A 21486-nucleotide genomic window follows, 5' to 3' on the forward strand; every position below is an offset into this window, starting at 1 on the left:
ATCACAAGGCTTTGACCATACTCTCAACGACCTTTTTGGCATCGCCGAATATCATCATCGTTTTATCCATATAGAACAGATCATTATCAAGCCCGGCATAGCCTACAGCCATACTGCGTTTGACCACCATTACCGTACGCGCTTTATGCGCATCCAATATCGGCATGCCGTAAATTGGACTGCCGGGAACATTGGCTGCCGGGTTCACCACATCATTCGCACCCAACACCAAAACCACATCGGTATTCGAGAAATCGCTGTTGATCTCCTCCATTTCCTGAACTTGCTCGTAGGGAATCTCGGCTTCCGCCAGCAACACGTTCATATGACCCGGCATACGCCCGGCAACAGGATGGATGGCAAAACGGACATTCACTCCTTTCTCGTGCAACTTTTCGGCTAATTCCTTAACCGCATGTTGTGCTCTGGCAACCGCCAATCCATAACCCGGCACGATAATCACGCTGTCGGCATTTCCCATCAAGAACGCCGCATCATCCGCACTGCCGCTGCGGTAGGTTTTCTGCACCACCCCGCTATCCACTGCCGCAGTACCGCCATCGCTGCCGAACCCGCCCAAGATCACCGACAAGAACGGACGATTCATCGCTTTACACATAATATACGAGAGAATCGCACCGGAACTGCCGACCAACGATCCGGCAATGATCAGCATTGGATTGCCCAACGAGAAGCCGATACCGGCTGCCGCCCACCCGGAATACGAGTTCAACATGGAAATCACCACCGGCATATCCGCACCACCGATTGGGATGATGATCAAAAATCCCAATACAAAAGCGATGGCGGTCATGGCGATAAACGCATTCCAGTTGGTAATTTCACTGAAGAAAAACCATAAACCGAAACCGACCATCACCAGCGCCAAAATTAAATTCAGCGCATGCTGGCCAGCAAACACAATCGGCGTGCCGCTCATGCGGCCGGACAACTTCAAAAATGCGATAACGGAACCCGACCATGTCATGGCGCCGATAAAGGTACCAAGGAACAGCTCCAGTTTACTACCCGCGGGCAATACCTCGGGCAATCCGAACGAAACCGGATTATTGACTGCGGCAATCGCGATAAAAACCGCCGCCAACCCCACCAAGGAGTGCATGAATGCAACCAGCTCTGGCATCGCGGTCATTTGCACGCGTTGTGCAACGATGGCGCCGATCACACCACCCACGGCGATACAACTTAAAATCAAAATCCAGTTCTGAGTCAGCGTCAGCGTTGTGGCAACCGCAATCGCCATGCCGATCATGCCGAACAGGTTGCCGCGGCGCGCAGACTCGGGTGAGCTGAGACCTTTCAGCGCCAGTATGAAGAATACCGAAGCGACTAAATATGCAAGTGCTACCATATTTGCTGACATTTAGGCATTTCCTTTTTTATCTTTTTTCTTGAACATTTCCAGCATGCGTTGACTCACCAGAAACCCTCCGAACACATTAATCGCTGCCAGTGTGACCGCTGCGGCACCCAGCCAGACACCCCAGTCGGTTTCCGCAGGACCGGCCGCCAGCATGGCACCGACCAAGATAATGCCGGAAATAGCGTTGGTTACCGACATGAGCGGGGTATGCAACGCCGGTGTGACGTTCCACACCACATGGTAGCCGACAAAAATTGCCAGCACGAAGACCGTTAAATTGACAATCACCGGATCGACTTCACCAATCATGATTACTCCTTTAAATTATGCCTTAGCGGCGATTTCTCCGCCGCCGCACAGTAATGTTCCCGCAATGATCTCATCCGCACGATCTATTTTTAATTCACCGCTAGCCGGATCAAGCATCAGATTCAGAAAATTCATCAGGTTGCGCGCGTACAAAGTGCTGGCGTCCGCTGCCACCAAACCGGGCAGATTCGCAATGCCGATCAGATGCACGCCATGTTTGACGACTGTTTTGTTCAACTCAGACAACGGGCAATTGCCGCCAGCTTCCACTGCCATATCAACGATGACCGAACCCGGTTTCATCGCTTGCACGGTTTCTTCCTTGATCAGGACAGGCGCCGGACGTCCGGGGATTAATGCAGTGGTGATGATGATATCGGCCGCGATCGCACGCTCGTGCACCAATTCACCTTGGCGGCGTTTGTAATCGTCCGACATCTCGGTCGCATAGCCGCCCGCAGTTTCTGCTTTGGCTTTTTCTTCGTCGCTGAGCGGCACTTCCACAAACTTGGCCCCCAAGCTTTCGACCTGTTCTTTCACCGCCGGACGCACATCAAAAGCTTCCACCACGGCACCCAGCCTTTTCGCTGTCGCAATCGCTTGCAAGCCGGCAACGCCGGCACCCAAAATCAGAACCCGCGCGGCCTTGACAGTACCCGCTGCGGTCATCAGCATGGGAAAGAATCTTTGATAGACATTGGCCGCCATAATCACGGCTTTATAACCCGCAATGTTGGCCTGCGATGACAAAACATCCATATTCTGCGCCCGCGAAATGCGCGGCAGTTTCTCCATCGCAAATGCGGTCAGCCCATGCTGCGTCAGCGCATCGACACTTTCCTTATGATGCGGTGACAATAAACCCAACAATATCGCATCCTTGCGTATCATGACCAGTTCGCCCGGTTCAGGGCCACGCACTTTGAGTACAATCTGTGCTTGCGCGTACAATTCAGCCACATCCGTGACGATAGTCGCACCGGCCTCCTGATAGGCCGAATCCGGTATGCTGGCGCCTGCGCCGGCACCCGTCTGCACTGAAACTTTATGAACACCCTTGGCAGTATATTTTTTCACGGTCTCCGGTGTAGCGGCTACACGCGTTTCTCCACCGCGAATTTCTGCTGGTATGCCTATATGCATTGATGATCTCCCTTTTCTTGCCAGCCTGCTGGCAACTAAAAACTAAAATTGTGCTTAATTTTTTAATGAATTGCGGATTATAAATCAATTTCCTTGCAATGCATTAATTGCATCAGGAAAAACTTGAGGCGAGCTGGTTCTCTGGCGATTCGCCCGCATTTTTGTAGTGATAATGACAACACATGAACACGTAGCGTAACGGACTGGTAAAGTCCGCCGCTCGGTTACGCAATGCTTATTCTTGAGCTGTCATCAAAACAAGCGGTCCACCATGACGCTTACTCGCTCATTTTGCTGAATTCGCTCTCCAACTGCTGTGTAATCCGCTCCAGCAAAAGAGGAATCTCGGTCATCAACGATTCCGCCTCGGGCCAGTTATTATCGGTACCGGCTTTTTCCAGCGCTTCGCATAAATCGGCAAAACCTGAAGCGCCGATCGTTCTGGCGGACGATTTCAATTTGTGGCCCAAGCGGCCTAGCGCCAATAAATCTTTCCCGGCTTGCGCCCCTTTCATTTCCACTACCGTATCAGCGGCCACTTCAATGAATTTGAAGCAGAATTTACGCACCAGTGCCGGATTGTTATGAAACATCCGATACATGACGGCCATATCGACCGGTAACGACTCATCTGGAAACGATCCATTTTCCACTTCGTTTCATACTCCGACTTTTAAACAACGATCAATCCAACGGCTGGTCAACTTCTCTTGCACGGTATTCTGGCGCAAACGCATTGCCAATCCGGGGAAGTCGACTTGATCCAATGGCTGATCTTGATTGTAGCAGGAGAATACGTAAGTAATCTTGCCGGTTTCCGGATCTTCATGCGGTTGCAAACATTGCGCGCAAATTTCCTTCATCATGCACTGCATCGGTGAGTTGATCGAGCCGATGGCAAAATGATCCGCTTTTAGATACGGCTTTAACTGATTGTGGCGCGCCACCCCGACAGCCGCCATCATACGATCGGAACCGATGGCAATGATATGCTCGGCATCCGCCAATGCGACCGGCTGTTCGCCCAACTCACCGCTGGCATACGCTACCATGGCTTGCACGATGTTTCCGGTAAAGCTTTTGTCTTGCGGACGAGTAGGCGTGAATCCGGGCGCTTCGTCGCAACACCACACCACGATATCGGCAGCCGCCTCGATTTCAGCCACTTTGTAACGATCCACCAGTTTTTTATAGCCGGCGAAATACAGTACTTTGGATCCGGCCGCACGCGCAGCGGCGCCGATAGAGAACAACACAGCGTTACCCAAACCGCCGCCGACCAACACCACGGTTTCATGGGATGGAATTTCCGTCGGTGTGCCGGTTGGCCCCATCAAAATGACCGGTTCGCCCGGTTTCAGCGTAGCGCACAGATTGGAAGAGCCGCCCATTTCCAGCACAATCAGAGAAACCAGGCCTTGCTTGAGATCCACCGACGCGCCGGTCAATGCCAAGCCTTCCATCGCCAGCCGGGTATCATTGCTGACCGGAGCATGCGTGGCAAAATTCTGGAAGCGGTAAAACTGGCCGGGCTGGAAATGTTCCGCCGCCATGGGCGCATGAACAACCACTTCAATAATATTCGGCGCCAGTCTTTCCACTTTATGCACGATCGGCCGCAATTGCCGGTTCATCCCGGTAAAAAATTGCTGCGTGGATTCGCTGGATGCCGGCTTAATCCGCTCCAGCACGCGACTGACTACCGGATAACCTTGTTTCGCGCTCGACATGGCCTTGACCACGTTACCCGAGAACGACGGGTGCAAATCACCAAAGAAACTGATAAAACGGCCGTCTTGCGCATCCTTGTAGCGGCTCAGCAGGACTGCCGGATAATCCGGTTTGGGATTGGCGTACACCGGCTTGACCGGATTACCTTCCTCATCGCAGGCATTGAAGTAACGGCCGTCGAGTTGATAGGTTTTATCGTCTTCGCGCGCCAGCACTGTATTCGGTTGCGTGCCGGCCGCCACCAGCAAGGCGCGCGCCGCTAATTGCACTTCGCCGGCATCGTGCCACTCTCCGGTTTCATCGCGTTTTTGCACGGCAAAGCGCACCGATTGCGTATGCCCCCAAACATCGACATCGACCCGCACCGGCGTCATGCCTTCGGCGAACCAAATGCCTTCTTCCAGTGCTTTTTCAACTTCTTCATGATTCAATGTATAGGAAGGACTGTCGATCAGGCGCTTGCGATACGCAATCGTTGCGCCCCCCCAGGATTGCAGCAAACCGATGATATTCGCCGCCCGTCCCTCCTGTTCCGCGGCCTGCCGTTCGGCGCGGATGGCGCGCGCATGGCTCAGGAATTCGTCGGCAATGATCTTTTCTTCCTCATCCCAAATATCCCGGATTGCGGCCTCGCCTTGCACAGCTGCGAGAATTTCATAGCGTTTCAGGAATTTCTCCACTTGCACCGGATAATACGCCAGCGCTTCGGTTGCCGTATCGATGGCGGTTAAGCCGCCACCGATCACCACCACCGGTAAGCGCAGCTGCATGTTGGCGATCGAATCGCTTTGCGCGGCGCCCGTCAATTGCAGCCCCATCAGAAAATCCGATGCCGCACGCACGCCGCGCGCCAAACCGTTCGGCATGTTGAGCACCGTGGGACGTCCGGCGCCCGCTGCCAGTGCGACGTGATCGAATCCCAGCGCGAATGCGTCGTCAGTGGTTAAGGTGCCGCCGAAACGCACACCGCCGAACAAGGCAAATTCCTCTCTGCGTTCAAGCAGCAAGCGGATCAGCTTCAAAAAGTTTTTATTCCAGCGCACCGTAATGCCGTATTCGGCAACACCGCCAAAACCGCCCGGCATGCGCTCGTCCAGATTTTCTTCCAAGAAACTGGCGGCACGGATCGCCTTGAACGGGACGCGCTCGCCGCGCGCATCGACCCCGGAAATATCCTCCGGCAGCGGCTCAATCTTAAGGCCGTCGATACCGACCACGGTATGTCCTTCGTTCATCAAATGATGCGCCAGCGTATAGCCGGCCGGTCCCATGCCGACCACCAGAACCTTGCGGCCGGATGCCGCTTTCGGCACCGGACGGCGCAAATTAAGCGGGTTCCAGCGGGTCAACAGGCTATAAATTTCAAAACCCCACGGCAGCGCCAGCACATCTTTCAATGTGCGGGTTTCGGCTTGCGGAATATCGACCGGATCCTGCTTCTGATAAATGCACGATTTCATGCAATCGTTGCAGATACGATGACCGGTACCGGCGCACATCGGATTGTCCAGCACGATCATCGCCAGGCTTCCTACCGCAACGCCTTGCGTTTTCAGTTTATGAAACTCGGAAATGCGTTCTTCCAGCGGACAACCTGCCAACAGCGCGCCCAACTCGCTTTTCTTGAAGGTTACCGGCTCGTCCGGGGTTTTGGTTTTTTGTTTAAAGCCTTTCGAGCAGGAATCCTTGCCTTGCTCGTGGCACCAAATGCAATAATTGGCTTCGTCGAGCGCCCCCATCAGATCCGTGCCTTCATCGGTCAATGCAAAACCGTTGCGCTCGCGCAAGTGCTCAAGGCTATGCAACGGAAAACCCGCCGATTCGTCCGTGTGCAATGACAGCAAGTGCTGAAAATCCAGTTTGGCGGGCGTCTTGAATAGAATGCCTTGCTGCGTATGCTGCTGGCCGGCCGGTGTGCGCAATGCCCAGGCGGCATAGTGCAGCGCCTTGTTCAAACGAGCCTCGTTTTCCGCTTCCGCATCCATCCACCGGGCAACATTAGTTGCAAAAACAAGCTCCGAGAATGTCTCACCAAATTCTTTTTCCAGCTCCTTCTCCAGCGCCAAACCGTCGATGGCCGCCAATGCTTCGTCGCTCACTTTCCCTTTGGCGCGGCGTTGCACAAATTGCCGTTTACAAAAATACAGTGGCGCCAGTTCGTGATGTTGCGCCGCCAATTGCTGAACTTCGGCTTCGATATTGAATAGCCGGGCAATGAAGTCTTCCAGCCAAGGAGCGATATCAATCAATAATGCGGATTCGTCTTTGGGCTGCAAATCGTCGGGATGCGCGCGTGCCTGTTCGAGTTTTTTATATAACGCTTCATCCCCGGTGCGAAGAAAATCCAAAAATACTTGATCCAATTTAACCAAACCGCTGCGGCGATAAAAATCGGCGATCGTAAAGTTGAAGTTAAAATTTGCTGAAGCTGTTATTGTTCCTTGTTGCGTAGGCAATGTCGCATCCATTTTTTCCATAATCTCAATAATTCAATCTTTTATTATTTCATTCCATCCGGCAATAGATCTGCTGACGGCACTTCAGTCAACACATACTTTCCATGCTAATCGCCGGCTAATTAAAATCGCCCATTATTTGTTTTCTCATAATCCGATAACCACTCAATAAATTCGCTGGCCGACATCGGTTTTGCAATCAAAAACCCTTGAATTTCATCACACCCGAGCGCTACCGCCAATGCGTAATCTGCCTCCACCTCGACGCCTTCCACCACCACATTCAAGCCAAAGACCTTACCCAGTTTGATGCTCGACTCCAATATCGCCCGGGCAGCCGGATCTTCCGCCGCACCATGGGCAAAGATCCGGTCGACTTTGAGTTCGGTAAAGGGCATATGCTTCAGCGTTTCCATCGAAGAATAGCCGGTGCCAAAATCATCGATAGCCAATCCGAATCCTTTCAGTCGTATTCGTGTCAGAATATCGAGGGTTTGTGCAAAATCTTTTCCCAGCTTGCTCTCGGTAATTTCCAGCGTCACCCGGTCAATCGGAACATTACATTCGCGCACCGCCGATTCATAAATCTCCGGCAAATTAAACCGATCCAGATTTTCCATCGAGACGTTAACAGAAACTTTTAAATCCAATCCTTGTTGCAGCCACAAATCCAATTGCTGCGCGGCTTTTCTTAACACAGTGCGGGTAAAATCGTTGATCAATCCGCTCTGCTCGATGACCGGTATGAAATTATCCGGAGAAACATAGCCATATTGCGCGTGGCGCCAGCGCGCCAGGCATTCGACGCTAGTTACATAGCCGCTGGAAACCGCAACCTTAGGCTGATAAAACAAATCGATCTGATTGTCCACCAAGGCTTGCTTGATTTCTTCCACCGCAAAGATTTGCCGCATCCGGGCAACGTCCACGTGCCGCGAAACCGGCTCCGCCAACTGCTCCAGAATCGCTGCCAGCGAATCTACCGTTACCGGTTTCGCCAATGTGCCGATGACATTCAGCCCACGCGCGGTGGCCAAGCGCTCCGTTGCTTTGAGCAAGTCGGGATCAACGCCGGAAAACAACACAATCCTGCCGCTATAGTATTGATCCGCAATGTTGCGCAAAAACTCGACGCCGTCCATACCCGGCATCTCGATGTCGCAAATCAGCAAGTCGATCGCTGTTACTTGCGCGGACAGAACAAATAAGCCGGCCTTGCCGTCCTCGGCCACCAATACCTCACTGACACCCAGATCTCTCAGCAAATGACTAACAAATTCAAGCATGAACTTGTCATCATCGATCACCAGCACACGTAACGGCTTTTCTTTATCCATCGAATGAGTTAACGCTGAATCAAATCCCGTTGATCGATTAATAAAAAAACATTCAATGTTATTTTTTTGTGCTGGGCTTTGAGTCTGCCGCACCGGATTCCGGCGTCAACCATTTCAAGAGCGTACTGACTAATCGTTCCGGATCAATCGGTTTCGCCAGAAAATCATTCATTCCCGCGTTCTGGCATAAATCTTTGTGGTGTTGATCGGCATTGGCCGTCACTGCAATAATCAGCATATCCGGCCATTGCGGATTGGCGCGAATCAAGCGCGCCGCTTCCAAACCATCCATAACCGGCATCTGGATGTCCATCAAGACGCAATCAAACGATGACCGGCTCAACATATCCAATGCCTCCTTGCCATGATTGGCAAGGGCCACGGTAGCCCCGTTGTATTCCAGCAAACCTTTGGCAACTTGCTGGTTCAGCTCATTATCTTCCACCACCAGCACAGTAAATCCTTTTAATTTCCGATCTTGTTCTTTTATTAGATTCATACTGTCAGTCTGATTTAATATTTTTGACACCGCTGTGCCGGATACACACCAGCCGGTATTTTACCCGTATCCGTGAATTTAATCGCATCCTTGACAGGATGCAAGGAGACACAATGCATTCACACTGCGCTTAACGGAAATCCTCAGAGTATACTCACGGCAATATTAAATTCAAACCCAGTCTTGTTATCAGTCAGGCCAAAACAGCGCTCTTCCTCCTTCACCGGTTTATGCTGCTTCCCCGGCAGGCAAAATCATTCCGGCAGCCACGGTATTGTTAGTGCTTTCATCAATGACGATAAAACAGCCGGTGGAACGGTTGCGCGCATAGTTGTCGCAAATCAGCGGTTGATGCACTTTCAGGCCGACGCGCGCGATATCGTTCATTTTTAGCGTACTCGCAGCTTCCTCGCTCAATGTATTGACATCAACACGATAATCGATCCGCCCGATAGCGGCTTTAACCATGCGCGTGGTCTGTTTAACCAGATATTTCCGGTTCAGATCGAGCGGTTGCTCGGAGAGCCAGCACAGCATCGCGTCGAACGCTTTGGTGACTTGCGGGGTATCGCCGGTCTTCACCAGCATATCGCCGCGGGAAATATCCAGATGATCTTCAATGGTCAGCGTAACCGATTGCGGCGCAAACGCCTCTGCAACCGCCCCCTCGTATACGAGAATTTCCTTGATACGCGAACTCAGGCCGGACGGCAGCACGGTGACGGCATCGCCTGTCCGCACAGAGCCTGATTCAATGCGCCCCATGTAACCGCGAAAATCATGCAATTCCTTCGTTTGCGGACGGCACACCCATTGCACCGGGAAACGGAAATCCTCGCGGTTGATGTCATCCTCAATCGATACCGTTTCGAGCAAATCCATCAGGGCGGAGCCTTGGTACCAATTCAGATGATCGCCGCGTTCTACCACCATGTCGCCATTCAGCGCCGACATCGGGATATAAACGACATTATGAAGGTTGAGTTTCCCGGAAAACGCGTTGAAGTCGCTGCAAATTTTTTCGAAAACCGCTTGTGAATAATCCACCAGATCCATTTTGTTGACCGCCACCACCAGATGCGGAATCCCGACCAAACTGGCCAGATAGGCATGACGGCGCGATTGCGTCAGCACGCCCTTGCGCGCATCGATCAGAATGATTGCCAGATTCGCCGTCGATGCGCCGGTCACCATGTTGCGGGTGTATTGTTCGTGCCCGGGGGTATCGGCGATGATGAACTTTCGTTTGGGCGTGGCAAAATAGCGGTAGGCCACATCGATGGTAATCCCTTGCTCCCGTTCCGCTTGCAAGCCGTCGGTCAGCAAGGATAAATCGACGCCTTCCGCGCCGCGTTTACGCGTCGTATTGGTAATAGACGCCAGCTGATCTTCAAAAATAGACTTTGAGTCGTGCAGTAAGCGGCCAATCAGCGTGCTCTTGCCGTCATCCACGCTCCCGGCGGTAATAAAACGCAACAATCCGGTTTGATCAAGTGAAATCTTTTCAATCGCCGACATTTGAAAACCTTCTGGAAATGGCTAATACCATAAAAAATTTGTAAGAATTAATTGCCTGCACACACGCAACTTGGATGAGTCTGTGCCACACTACTGACGCAGCTATTGCCTAGAAATAGCCCTCTTTCTTGCGCAGCTCCATCGATGCGTCCGATGTCTGATCGTCCATGCGCGTCGCGCCGCGTTCGGTAATCCGCGTCATTGCCGTTTCCGCAATGATCTCATCGACAGTAGCCGCAGCTGATTCCACCGGACAGGTGCAGCTCATGTCACCCACGGTGCGGAAACGCACCGTGATATGCTCGGTTTTTTCTCCAGCCTGCGGTTGCACTAGATGAGAGACCGGCAGTAGGCCGGCGGGGCGGCGGATCACCTCGCGCGAATGGGCAAAATAAATCTCGGGCACTTCCAGTTTCTCGCGTGCGATATATTCCCAGACATCTAGTTCCGTCCAGTTGCTGATCGGGAATACCCGGATATTCTCTCCAGGATGCGTACGGGTGTTATAAATATCCCATAATTCCGGACGCTGATTCTTGGGGTCCCATTGCCCGAACTCATCACGGAAAGAAAAAATCCGCTCCTTGGCGCGCGCTTTTTCTTCATCACGGCGCGCCCCGCCGATACAAGCATCGAATTTGAATTCCGCAATCGCGTCCAGCAGCGTCACCGATTGAAAAGCATTACGGCTCTGCGTTTCGGAACGCAGTACCACGCGGCCCTTTTTGATCGAATCTTCCATGCTGCGCACGATCAGCCGCTCGCCCAATTCTTGCGCGCGATGATCGCGGAACGCGATGACCTCGGGAAAGTTGTGTTCGGTATCGATATGCATCAGCGGAAACGGGAAGCGGCCGGGGCGGAAAGCCTTCTCAGCCAGACGCAACAAAACGATCGAATCCTTACCGCCGGAAAACAGCAAAACGGGATTGGCACATTCCGCCGCCACTTCACGCATGATATGGATGGCTTCGCTTTCCAGCGCATCCAAATGGGTAAAGAGATGGTTACTCATTTTCTTTCTCTCAACAAACTAGGTTAAGTAAATTCCAAACCGGCTAAGGTTCTTGCAAGAAATATTTGCTGGATAGGCCGCGCTACTTAATAGGCACAACCTTACTGGTATGCAGTCCGCACTCTTTGGTTTCCGGAGCTTCCCACCACCAGCGCCCGGAGCGGATATCTTCCCCTGGCGTAATGGCACGGGTGCAGGGCGCGCAACCGATGCTGGGATAAAATTTGTCATGCAGCTTGTTATAAGGCACATCATAGTGCTTGAGATATTCCCAGACTTCCGCATTGGACCAATCCAGCAACGGATTCACTTTCTGCATGCGATTGTCCATATCGTAAGCCGACACCTTCAAATTTGAACGCGTCGACGCTTGTTCGCTTCTGATGCCGGTCACCCACGCGCGTTTGCCCTGCAAGGCGCGGCGCAACGGCTCGACTTTGCGGATATGGCAGCAGGCCTTGCGCAACTCGATACTGTCATAAAACCCGTTGACACCGTGCTCGGCGACATAGACCTCAACCTGTTTGACATTAGGAAAATAGATACGCAACGGCGTTTTGTAGCGCTCTCGCACGGTCTGCATCAAATCATAGGTTTCTTGCGGCAAGCGCCCGGTATCCAGACTGAACATTTCGATCGCGAGCTGATGGCGGTCGATGATATCGGTCAACACCATATCCTCGGCACCCAGGCTGTTGGCAAACGCAACCGGCGAAAAGTCGCGAATTGTTTCGGTCAGAACCGCAACAACCTGCTCAATTTTTTGCTGCAAGCCGCTCATTGACTGTTTTCCGCCTGACTTCCTTTGCGTTGCACGCGCCGGAAAAGCGGCAGTTTCGGATCAAAAGAAGTTTGATACACTTCGGAAAAATCGCTCAATCCTTTGAGTGCGTCTTCAATTTTCCGGTCCGGACGTGGCGCGAAGGCATCAAAACCGACACGCTGCATATAGAACAACTGATCGCGCAATACGTCGCCAATCGCACGCAATTCTCCGGTATAACCCAGGCGCGCGCGCAGATTGAAAGCAATCGAATAACCGCGGCCATCCGAAAACTTGGGAAAATCCACTGCAATCACAGCGAATTTTTTTATATCCTCTTTCAATTCCTCGGGACGCTCATCGCTCGCCAGCCATACGCCGATTTCCTTGCGCTGCTGCAACACATCGTGTTGTGCTTGCCATACTTTCAACGGCACGATCACTTTCCCTGTCGCAACATGAACGCTTTCAGCCGCCTCATTTTCTTGCAGCCGCAGCATCGTCCAATCATCCGCAACAATGGCTTTATTTTTGATAATCATATTGACTAGAACCTGGGTGAGTAGTACGGCACGTCATAGTGTGCAGGCGCTACGCTATGCTTGTCGGCAACCTCTTCTTCCTGCACATTAAAATCGGTTGCATACACATGATCTTTGAACGGCACATGGCCGATACGGCGCACCGTATCGATGAAGCGTTCCGCTTCGGTACGCTCGCGCAAATAGACTTGCACCAGCCGTTCAATCACTTCCGGCACTTGATGGAAAGTGAAGGACGGGCCGATAATTTTGCTGATCGAACTGTCATTGCCTTCCGCACCACCGATCGACACCTGATACCACTCGTCGTGATCTTTCTTTTCCACGCCGGTGATGCCGATATTGCCGATATGATGTTGACCGCAAGCATTGACGCAACCGGAGATGTTCAGCGTAATCTCGCCAATATCATATTGATAATCCAGATCCTCAAAACGCTCGGCGATCAGCTTGGCCAAAGGAATCGAACGCGCGTTGGCCAAGGTGCAGAATTCCGCACCCGGGCAACTGATAATATCCGTCAGCATGCCTATATTCGGTGTGGTTAATTCTTGCACTGAAGCTTCCTGCCATAAACTGACCAAATCCTTTTGCCGCACGTCCGCCAGCACCAGGTTTTGTTTATGCGTGATACGCAACTCGCCGAAGCTGTAACGATCGGCCAAATCCGCAACAAAATCCATTTGCTCGGCGGTTGCATCGCCAGGTGCATTGCCTGGTTTTTTCAAGGACAGAACCACAATCGCGTAACCGGGAACCCGGTGCGGCCTCACATTGCGTTGCAGCCAATGCGAGAATGAGCGGCTATCGGCCTTGAATTCATTCAGCTTCGAATCGTGATCGAGCAACGTTTCGTACGCGGGATCGGTAAAGAACGACGCGACACGATCGACTTCCTCGTTAGTCAGCGTCCCCGGACCGTCCTTCAAATCCGCCCAATCGGCCTCCACCTGACGCCTGAATTCATCAATTCCCAAGGCTTTGACCAGAATCTTAATACGCGCTTTGTATTTGTTGTCACGGCGGCCGTATTGGTTATACACCCGCAGAATCGATTCCACATACGTCAAAATATGCTGCCAGGGCACAAATTCACAGATTTCAGTACCGATGATCGGTGTACGCCCCAATCCGCCGCCGACCAGCACGCGGAAACCAACTTCGCCTTGTGCATTTTTCGTCACCGCCAAGCCGATGTCATGCGCATAGATAGCCGCACGGTCTTCCTGTCCACCGCTGATGGCGATCTTGAATTTACGCGGCAAATAGGCGAATTCCGGATGAAACGTGCTCCATTGACGCAGAATCTCGGCATACGGACGCGGATCGACCACTTCATCCCGCGCCACGCCGGCAAATTCGTCCGAGGTGATGTTACGCACGCAATTACCGGAAGTTTGAATAGCGTGCATCTGCACCGACGCCAGATCGGCGAGAATATCCGGTGTATCCTGCAATTTCAACCAGTTGAACTGAATGTTCTGACGCGTCGTGAAATGACCGTAGCCGCGATCGTACTTGCGCGCAATATGTGCAAACATGCGCATCTGCTGCGATGATATCAGGCCATACGGCACCGCGATTCGCAACATATACCCATGAATTTGCATATACAAACCGTTTTGCAATCGCAACGGCAAAAATTCTTCCTCGGTCAATTCACCGGAAAGACGCCGGCGCACCTGATCGCGATACTGTCTGACACGTTCATCCACAATCTGCTGATCATATTCATCGTAGCGATACATCGTTAATTCCTCCGCCCATTTGTTCAAAGATACCCAAAGGTTCCTATCTTTAAGACTCCGTCTGCGTATAACGTTTCGACACCGGCAACGATAATGCCGCATCCAATGGAAATTTAGCGCCATACTTCATGATATGGTCGACATCATCATCTTCGTCGTGCCTTAGCGCCATGCCGATATAAGCATGTTCGCCGCTTTCCCCGATCACGATACCAATCCGTCCGCCGCAACCATTAAACCAGGTCACTTGTTTTGGCTTATTCTCAATATTTGTACTCATTAATTAATCAGTCCTTGTTTCATTAATGGGAAATCGCCGGAACCCGCCAATGATCCGGTAATCCGCCACCCCAGCCGCTCAGACTTTATCTGGCGAACCGAACAGCTTCTCTGCTTTTATTAAAATTTTTTGAACACATTGCCATCATATTGACCAGTCGTCACCGGCATCTCACCGCCTTTGAATACATAATCACTATTGAAGCGTAGTGTAATTTGTTATTTTATCAAAAAACCCAGGTGCAATCGCCTGTAACTTACTGCGGCAATCAATCCTGCTGCGTATGATAAATGAAACTGATCAGAGAACCTGACAGAATAAATCTTACAACTGCACTTTTCCTTTTTAACTGCCCGGCATAATAACAATACCCATTTATAAATCAAAATAATATTATATTAGATAGATATAATCATTTTTTATTAGCAGGCATAACCCATGAAACTCCAGCAACTTCGCTATTTATGCGAAACCGCCAATCAGGACATGAATTTATCCAAGGCAGCCAAGAATCTGCACACCTCTCAACCTGCCATCAGCAAGCAAATCCAATTGCTCGAACAAGAACTCGGTGTCGATATCTTTCTGCGCAATGGCAAACGGATTGTGAAAATAACCCCCCCCGGGCAATTGATCATACAAACCGCCGTCAGGATGCTGCGCGATGCCGATAATCTCAAAAAAATCGCCCAGGAATTCACCAACGAAGCCAGCGGCACGTTAACCATCGCAACCACTCACACCCAGGCACGCTATTCATTACCCCCGGTAATCAAACGCTTTACCGCACGCTACCCGAAAGTCAAACTCATTTTGCGGCAAGGCAATCCTACACAGATTGCGACTTTGGTTTCTTCCGGAGAAGCGGATATCGGTATCGCCACCGAAGCGCTGGAACAATACCCGGAGCTTGTCATGTTGCCATGCTATCAATGGAACCGGTGCATCATCGTTCCACCTAAGCACCCGCTGTTGAAATTAAAAAAACTCACCCTGGAAGCGATTAATCAGTACCCCATCATCACTTACGACTTCGCTTTCACCGGCCGTACAAAAATCAATCAGGCATTCGCAAGCCGTGGCTTGGAACCTAATGTAGTATTAACCGCAATCGACTCTGATGTGATCAAAACCTACGTGGAATTGGGGCTGGGTGTCGGCATACTGGCCAACATGGCTTTTGATGCCAAACGCGACAAGAATTTGAGATCGATCGACGCCAGCCATCTGTTTGAAGCCAGCACGACACGCATCGGTATCAGCCGCAACAGCTACATACGCAGCTATATTTTCGATTTTATTGAGATGTTCGCGCCACATCTCGATCATGCCAGTATTCAAGCCAAACTGGAAAGCGGCAAATCTGGCGATCTTGAGCATGCAAGTTGATTCTCGCCGGAATTGAAAGTACGATGGTCGGTGCAGCTGTGTTCGGCCTAACAAACAAGTGCTCAATCACTCAATGAGGTCAAGTCATGAAAACGATCCTGAGTTTGTTTTCGGTATTACTCGTTCTGATCATCATTGCGCTCGGTTCCGGCGCTTATAATATGGCGGCCACCGAAAAGCATTGGGCCGTCACGGAAAAGATCATCGAGTGGGTGCGTGAAAGTTCCATCGAGGCGCGCGCCAGGAATCTGGAAGTGCCTGCTTTGGATGGCGAAGAGCGGTTAATAAAGGGTGCTGTTCACTACGACGCCATGTGTCCGATCTGTCATCTTGCACCCGGCTTGAAACCTACCGAACTCTCAGCCGGTTTGTATCCCCAGCCGCCGGTATTTCATCAGCGTCAGCCGGTCATCGATCCAGCCGAAAAACAAGCTCGTGCCAGGCAATACTTCTGGGTAATAAAAAACGGCTTAAAGATGACTGCCATGCCAGCTTGGGGACTCAGTCACGATGACGATTCGATCTGGGCGATGGCCGCCTTCATCCTCGAAATGGGCCATATGACACCCGAGCAATACCGGGAACTCATCGAATCGGCCAAGGACCACGCTCATACACACGACCACGAGCATGGCGAACATTAATCGGGAAAACTCGATTTCCCCAACGATCTCCGCCCAACTTATCGCACACTACACCGATGCGCATTACCGGATCGGCACCCCGGCTGAATCCATAACGCTGCGAATCGATCAATACTCGGCGCCGCTGGCGCAGCTTCTGGCTGCATCCCATCCATCATGCGCTGCAATCATCAGCGCCTATAATCCATACAGTGAGTTACTAAGCGACGAGGAGAATTCAGCGGCACATGCATCGCTTGGAAAATTCCTGATGCGCCATACTTATCCGGTCATTGAAGGTTTGAATATCGACCCGGCTGGCGTATGGCCCACGGAAAAAAGTTTTTTTATTCCCGGAATCGATATAAACACCGCGAAATCACTGGGTCAGCAATTTCGCCAAAATGCGATCGTCTGGATTGGCCGCGACGCAATTCCTCGTCTGGTCTTGCTATATTGAATCGCAAAAATTGCTTGGGGTGTTGCAACAAGAAGCCTTTTGAAATTTTTCAAAACATTTAAGGTCGAAAAATTCCGGGTAGCTGATAATGCAAACCCGATGCTATACTCATTTTTTTAATAACAGTTTGGGAGACAAAACGATGAAGAAAACACTCACCTTTCTGACTTTGGCTTTTCTCAGTTTCGGATTGCTCGCCTTTGATGCGGAAGCAAAACGTATGGGTGGCGGCAAAAATGTAGGCACGCAACGCCAATCAGTCAATCAGCAGCAGGCAGCACCCAACAAACCATCCTCCACACCGGCGGCACCGGCAGCAGCGGCTGCGGGCGGCAGCAAGTGGGGCGGTGCGCTGGCCGGTCTCGCGGCTGGCGGCTTGCTGGCTGCGCTCTTCATGGGCGGCGCGTTTGAAAACATTAACATGATGGATTTTGTGGTTCTGGCGCTGCTGATCGGCGTTGTTTTCTTTATCATCCGCATGCTGCGCAAACCCAAAAGTGCAGAGCACGCGGCTCCGATGCAATATTCCGGAATGAACACCGGCACGCAAGACCGCTTTACTCCACCACCGTTTAGCTCAACTGCAGAAACAGCCACCGGTGAAGCAGAAACAACGCAGCGTCAACCGGCCATCCCCGCGGACTTCCAAGTAGAGCCTTTTATCCGCAACGCCAAAGCTTCGTTTATCCGCTTGCAAGCTGCGCATGACCGCGGCGATATCAACGAAATCCGCGATTTCACGACACCGGAAATGCTGGCGGAAATCAGTCAACAAATTCAAGAAAGAGGCGATGCGCAGCAAAAATCCGAAGTCATGTTCATAGACGCCCATTTGCTGGAAGTTGAAACAAGCGCGGATATGGCTATCGCCAGCGTACGCTTCACCGGCCAGTTACGTGAACTGCCGAATGGCGAAGCGGAAGCCTTTGATGAAATCTGGCATGTACAGAAAGATCTGAAAGATTCCAATGCCACTTGGCTATTGGCTGGAATTCAGCAAGTTTCATAAATTTTGCAGCACGCAACATAGAATCAAAATCCGGCCAGATCGCCCGTTTCCAGCGTTGTGATCCGGCCGGAAACTATCCATAGAATTCATTTTTGTAAATTCCGCTTGATATCTGGCGTACTTTAATCGGCACCATGCACACGAGATTATCAAAACTTGTCATGGTCTTGGCTTTCGCACTGTACGCTTCGCTAGTGGCCTTCGGCAATCTCACCGATTACAACTCCAATTTCACGCTTGTAGCGCATGTGCTGATGATGGATACCACGTTTCCCGGCAACCGGGGATTATGGCGAGCCATTCATTCTCCGTTTGTTCATCATGTAGTTTACGGCTTCATCATCGGCACTGAAATTGTCATCGCAGCACTGTGCTGGTGGGGCGGTTTTCGTCTATACAAAAATATCAAAGACCCCGCCGCTTTCAATCGAGCAAAAGATCTAGCAATCCTCGGATTAACACTGGGCTTTTTATTATGGTTCACCGGATTCATGACGATCGGCGGCGAATGGTTTTCGATGTGGCAATCGGAAGTTGCCAACGGGCAGCAAGCTGCATTCCGTTTAGTGATGATTATCGCGGTAATTCTCATCCACTTGGTTCAAGCAGACGAAGAGAAGAATAATTGAAGATGGTGTTTTTCTTGCGAACAATGACTCAAGCGCCGGACAACCACGCATTGATCCCGGCTTGAGCAATCTGCGCGTCCTGAAAAGACCGCACGCCGCTGACACCGATTGCGCCGACGAATTGTTGGTCGCTCACAACCGGCAATCCGCCTTCGACCGGCAACGCACCGGGTAGGCCCAAATAGTGCAGGCGGCCTTCGGCAATATTGTTCTCCCAAATTTTGGTCGGACGGCGGAAGGCGATCGCGGCGCGCGCTTTCTCGATGGCTACTTGGACACTGCCGTACTGCGCCTCATCCAGACGCTGCAGATAAAGCAAATGGCCGCCGTCATCGACAATCGCGATGACCACCGGCCATTGATTCCGTTTTGCTTCCGCCTCTGCGCCGGCGGCTATTTTCTTGGCATCATCGAGCGTCAGCAGTAATTTGTTCGTCGTCATCGTCATTTCTCCGCAGAAAATAGGGTATCCAGTCAGAAACGGTTGCCATCAAATCCCGGCACCATGTTCGAATACTTCCTGGCGCATTTGCGCCTGCGAAATATTACTGCCGGGTGGCACGCTGCGCGTCAGCCAAACATTGCCGCCGATCGTCGATCCGCGCCCGATGGTGATGCGCCCTAGGATCGTAGCGCCGGCGTAAATCACCACATCGTCTTCGACAATCGGGTGGCGCAAATTGCCTTTCACCAAGGCGCCGTTCTCGTCCACCGGGAAACGTTTCGCCCCCAGTGTCACTGCCTGATACAAGCGGACATTCTGCCCGATGATGGCGGTTTCCCCGATCACCACGCCGGTGCCATGATCGATAAAAAAACTGCCGCCGATCTGTGCCCCGGGATGAATTTCGATACCCGTTACCGAATGTGCGATTTCGGAAATCATGCGCGCGATCAGCGGCACACCCAAGCCGTGCAGCACATGCGCCAGCCGGTAATGCATGATCGCCATGATGCCGGGGTAACACACCAGCACCTCGTCGACATTGCGCGCCGCCGGATCGCCTTCATACGCCGCTTTGATGTCGCTCTCCAGCAAGCGCCGGATTTCCGGTAAGTATTTGGCAAATGACTGTGTAATGGCGATCGACTGCGCGCGATCTTCGTCGCTGAGCGCCTCCAGACCTGAGTTATAGTGCAATTCATGCTGAATTTGCACCATCAGCTCGCGCAAGGTCATATTCAAGATATGGCCGACATAATGATCGACCCCTTCGTCCGCCAATTCCGCTGAACCCAAGCGGTTCGGAAACATCGCCGCGCTCAGGCCCTCGGCAACGCTCACCAGTATCCTGCGCGACGGCAATCTGGGCGGACGGTCATGACGGTTACGGCTTTCCAGTGACGCCAGCCGCTGCGCACGCAGCTCGGCCACAATGCTATCCACATCCAAATGCGTGCCGCGCACCAGGAGATCTCTTACTTTCTTGCTCGTGTTCACTCTGTCGCCAAACCTTGCTGATCAAACATGCCTTCAAACAAAATACTGCTCAAATACCGTTCGGCGGAATCCGGCAATATCACCACGATGGTTTTCCCCGCATTCTCAGGCCGCTTGGCGTAACGCATCGCCGCCGCCACTGCGGCACCGCAGGAAATACCGGCCAGAATGCCTTCTTCGCGTGCCAGCCGGCGCGCATACAGTATCGCTTCTTCATTGCTGACTTGTTCGATTTCATCGACCAGCGACAGATCCAGATTATCCGGTACAAAACCGGCGCCGATGCCCTGAATTTTATGCGGCCCGGGCGCCAGCGACACGCCCGCGCGCTTTTGCGACAACACCGGACTCGCCGACGGCTCAACCGCCACGGAAGTGATCGCCTTGCCTTTGGTGTGCTTGATATAACGCGAAACACCGGTAATCGTGCCGCCCGTTCCCACGCCGGCGACAAAAATATCGACCGCGCCATCGGTATCGTTCCAGATTTCCGGACCAGTGGTTTTTTCATGAATCGCGGGATTGGCTGGGTTCTTGAACTGCTGCAACAACACATAGCGCCCCGGATCGGAAGCGACGATTTCTTCCGCTTTCGCCAAAGCTCCATTCATGCCACGCGCGCCTTCGGTCAGTACCAATCTGGCACCGAGCGCTACCAGCAACTTGCGCCGCTCCACGCTCATCGTTTCCGGCATCGTCAAGGTCAGCGGAATACCCCGTGCCGCTGCCACAAATGCCAATGCGATCCCGGTATTGCCGCTGGTCGGCTCGACAATTTCTTTTCCTGGTCCGAGCAAGCCCTTGCGCGCGGCATCGTCGATCATTGCCGCACCAATACGGCATTTGACCGAATACGCCGGATTGCGCCCTTCAATTTTTCCCAATACCAGCGCCGCCGCGCCATCCGTCACCCGGTTGAGACGCACCAGCGGGGTACGCCCAATCGATAGTGAGTTATCTTCAAACCAATTTGCCATGAATTTCCCTTTTTTGTATGTGATCGCTACTGCGCGCGCATCATAACCAGACTACTCCAGCGCAACAATTTCACTATAGCGCATTCATTCCGTGGCGGAAAGCACAACCTGCACCAGTCTGTGCTGTTACACAGTAACTAGAGTGTCATTGAATTATTACTGGATTGTTTGCGGAAAAATAACAAAAACTATGAAATTGCACTACGGCAAAAAAATCAGTGAAATTTTTGTAA

The 21486-nt window shown here is 52.0% G+C and carries 21 protein-coding genes; 5 read left to right on the top strand and 16 right to left on the bottom strand.

The window, feature by feature from the left end; all coding sequences use genetic code 11:
* Position 1: 1 nt before the first annotated feature.
* From HRU77_07845 to HRU77_07905, 13 genes are all read right to left on the bottom strand, one after another.
* Positions 2-1384, bottom strand: a complete 1383-nt coding sequence (locus HRU77_07845) for an NAD(P)(+) transhydrogenase (Re/Si-specific) subunit beta (protein QOJ20614.1) — start codon at positions 1382-1384, stop codon at positions 2-4.
* Complete coding sequence (locus HRU77_07850) at positions 1385-1693, bottom strand: NAD(P) transhydrogenase subunit alpha (GenBank protein ID QOJ20615.1); 309 nt, start codon at positions 1691-1693, stop codon at positions 1385-1387.
* Positions 1694-1708: 15 nt separating this feature from the next.
* Positions 1709-2836, bottom strand: coding sequence for a Re/Si-specific NAD(P)(+) transhydrogenase subunit alpha (locus HRU77_07855; GenBank protein QOJ20616.1), 1128 nt, complete (start codon positions 2834-2836; stop codon positions 1709-1711).
* Between the two features lie 278 nt (positions 2837-3114).
* The gene (locus tag HRU77_07860; protein QOJ22103.1) at positions 3115-3447 is read right to left on the bottom strand and encodes an Hpt domain-containing protein; all 333 of its coding nucleotides are present in this window, start codon (positions 3445-3447) and stop codon (positions 3115-3117) included.
* Between the two features lie 48 nt (positions 3448-3495).
* Positions 3496-7044 (bottom strand): FAD-dependent oxidoreductase, encoded by a 3549-nt coding sequence (locus tag HRU77_07865; protein ID QOJ20617.1) that lies wholly within the window; start codon positions 7042-7044, stop codon positions 3496-3498.
* A gap of 101 nt (positions 7045-7145) precedes the next feature.
* On the bottom strand, positions 7146-8360 hold the full coding sequence (locus tag HRU77_07870) for an EAL domain-containing response regulator (GenBank protein ID QOJ20618.1): 1215 nt from the start codon (positions 8358-8360) through the stop codon (positions 7146-7148).
* 58 nt (positions 8361-8418) lie between these two features.
* Positions 8419-8859 (bottom strand): response regulator, encoded by a 441-nt coding sequence (locus tag HRU77_07875; protein ID QOJ20619.1) that lies wholly within the window; start codon positions 8857-8859, stop codon positions 8419-8421.
* Positions 8860-9087: 228 nt separating this feature from the next.
* Entirely contained in the window at positions 9088-10377 is a 1290-nt protein-coding gene (gene cysN, locus HRU77_07880; protein QOJ20620.1) for a sulfate adenylyltransferase subunit CysN, read from the bottom strand.
* A gap of 109 nt (positions 10378-10486) precedes the next feature.
* A complete protein-coding gene (gene cysD, locus HRU77_07885; protein QOJ20621.1) occupies positions 10487-11392 on the bottom strand; it encodes a sulfate adenylyltransferase subunit CysD in 906 nt (301 codons plus the stop codon).
* An 82-nt stretch (positions 11393-11474) separates the two neighbouring features.
* Entirely contained in the window at positions 11475-12173 is a 699-nt protein-coding gene (locus tag HRU77_07890; GenBank protein QOJ20622.1) for a phosphoadenylyl-sulfate reductase, read from the bottom strand.
* On the bottom strand, positions 12170-12697 hold the full coding sequence (locus tag HRU77_07895) for a DUF934 domain-containing protein (protein QOJ20623.1): 528 nt from the start codon (positions 12695-12697) through the stop codon (positions 12170-12172). The genes HRU77_07890 and HRU77_07895 overlap by 4 nt, the downstream gene beginning before the upstream one ends.
* A 5-nt stretch (positions 12698-12702) precedes the next feature.
* Positions 12703-14445, bottom strand: coding sequence for a nitrite/sulfite reductase (locus HRU77_07900; GenBank protein QOJ20624.1), 1743 nt, complete (start codon positions 14443-14445; stop codon positions 12703-12705).
* A gap of 49 nt (positions 14446-14494) precedes the next feature.
* Positions 14495-14725, bottom strand: a complete 231-nt coding sequence (locus HRU77_07905) for a hypothetical protein (GenBank protein ID QOJ20625.1) — start codon at positions 14723-14725, stop codon at positions 14495-14497.
* A 438-nt stretch (positions 14726-15163) separates the two neighbouring features.
* Between HRU77_07905 and cysB the strand changes: the two genes are divergently transcribed.
* The 5 genes from cysB to HRU77_07930 all read left to right on the top strand — a co-directional run bounded on the left by cysB (position 15164) and on the right by HRU77_07930 (position 18835).
* Entirely contained in the window at positions 15164-16114 is a 951-nt protein-coding gene (cysB, locus tag HRU77_07910; protein ID QOJ20626.1) for an HTH-type transcriptional regulator CysB, read from the top strand.
* Between the two features lie 86 nt (positions 16115-16200).
* Positions 16201-16758 (top strand): cytochrome c, encoded by a 558-nt coding sequence (locus HRU77_07915; protein ID QOJ20627.1) that lies wholly within the window; start codon positions 16201-16203, stop codon positions 16756-16758.
* Positions 16745-17197 (top strand): DUF3293 domain-containing protein, encoded by a 453-nt coding sequence (locus HRU77_07920; protein QOJ20628.1) that lies wholly within the window; start codon positions 16745-16747, stop codon positions 17195-17197. The genes HRU77_07915 and HRU77_07920 overlap by 14 nt, the downstream gene beginning before the upstream one ends.
* A gap of 142 nt (positions 17198-17339) precedes the next feature.
* Positions 17340-18206 (top strand): Tim44 domain-containing protein, encoded by an 867-nt coding sequence (locus HRU77_07925; protein ID QOJ20629.1) that lies wholly within the window; start codon positions 17340-17342, stop codon positions 18204-18206.
* Positions 18207-18340: 134 nt separating this feature from the next.
* Positions 18341-18835, top strand: coding sequence for a DUF2165 domain-containing protein (locus tag HRU77_07930; GenBank protein ID QOJ20630.1), 495 nt, complete (start codon positions 18341-18343; stop codon positions 18833-18835).
* 28 nt (positions 18836-18863) lie between these two features.
* Here HRU77_07930 and HRU77_07935 read toward each other — a convergent pair whose 3' ends face one another.
* The 3 genes from HRU77_07935 to cysK are packed head-to-tail and all read right to left on the bottom strand — an operon-like array spanning position 18864 to position 21253.
* Positions 18864-19277 carry a heme-binding protein gene (locus HRU77_07935; GenBank protein QOJ20631.1) on the bottom strand — a complete coding sequence of 138 codons (414 nt, stop codon included), beginning with the start codon at positions 19275-19277 and terminating at the stop codon, positions 18864-18866.
* A gap of 48 nt (positions 19278-19325) precedes the next feature.
* Positions 19326-20228 carry a serine acetyltransferase gene (locus HRU77_07940; GenBank protein ID QOJ22104.1) on the bottom strand — a complete coding sequence of 301 codons (903 nt, stop codon included), beginning with the start codon at positions 20226-20228 and terminating at the stop codon, positions 19326-19328.
* Positions 20229-20272: 44 nt separating this feature from the next.
* Positions 20273-21253, bottom strand: coding sequence for a cysteine synthase A (cysK, locus tag HRU77_07945; GenBank protein QOJ20632.1), 981 nt, complete (start codon positions 21251-21253; stop codon positions 20273-20275).
* Positions 21254-21486: the final 233 nt, after the last annotated feature.

The organism is Gammaproteobacteria bacterium (assembly GCA_015709615.1).
Lineage (GTDB): Bacteria > Pseudomonadota > Gammaproteobacteria > Burkholderiales > Nitrosomonadaceae > Nitrosomonas.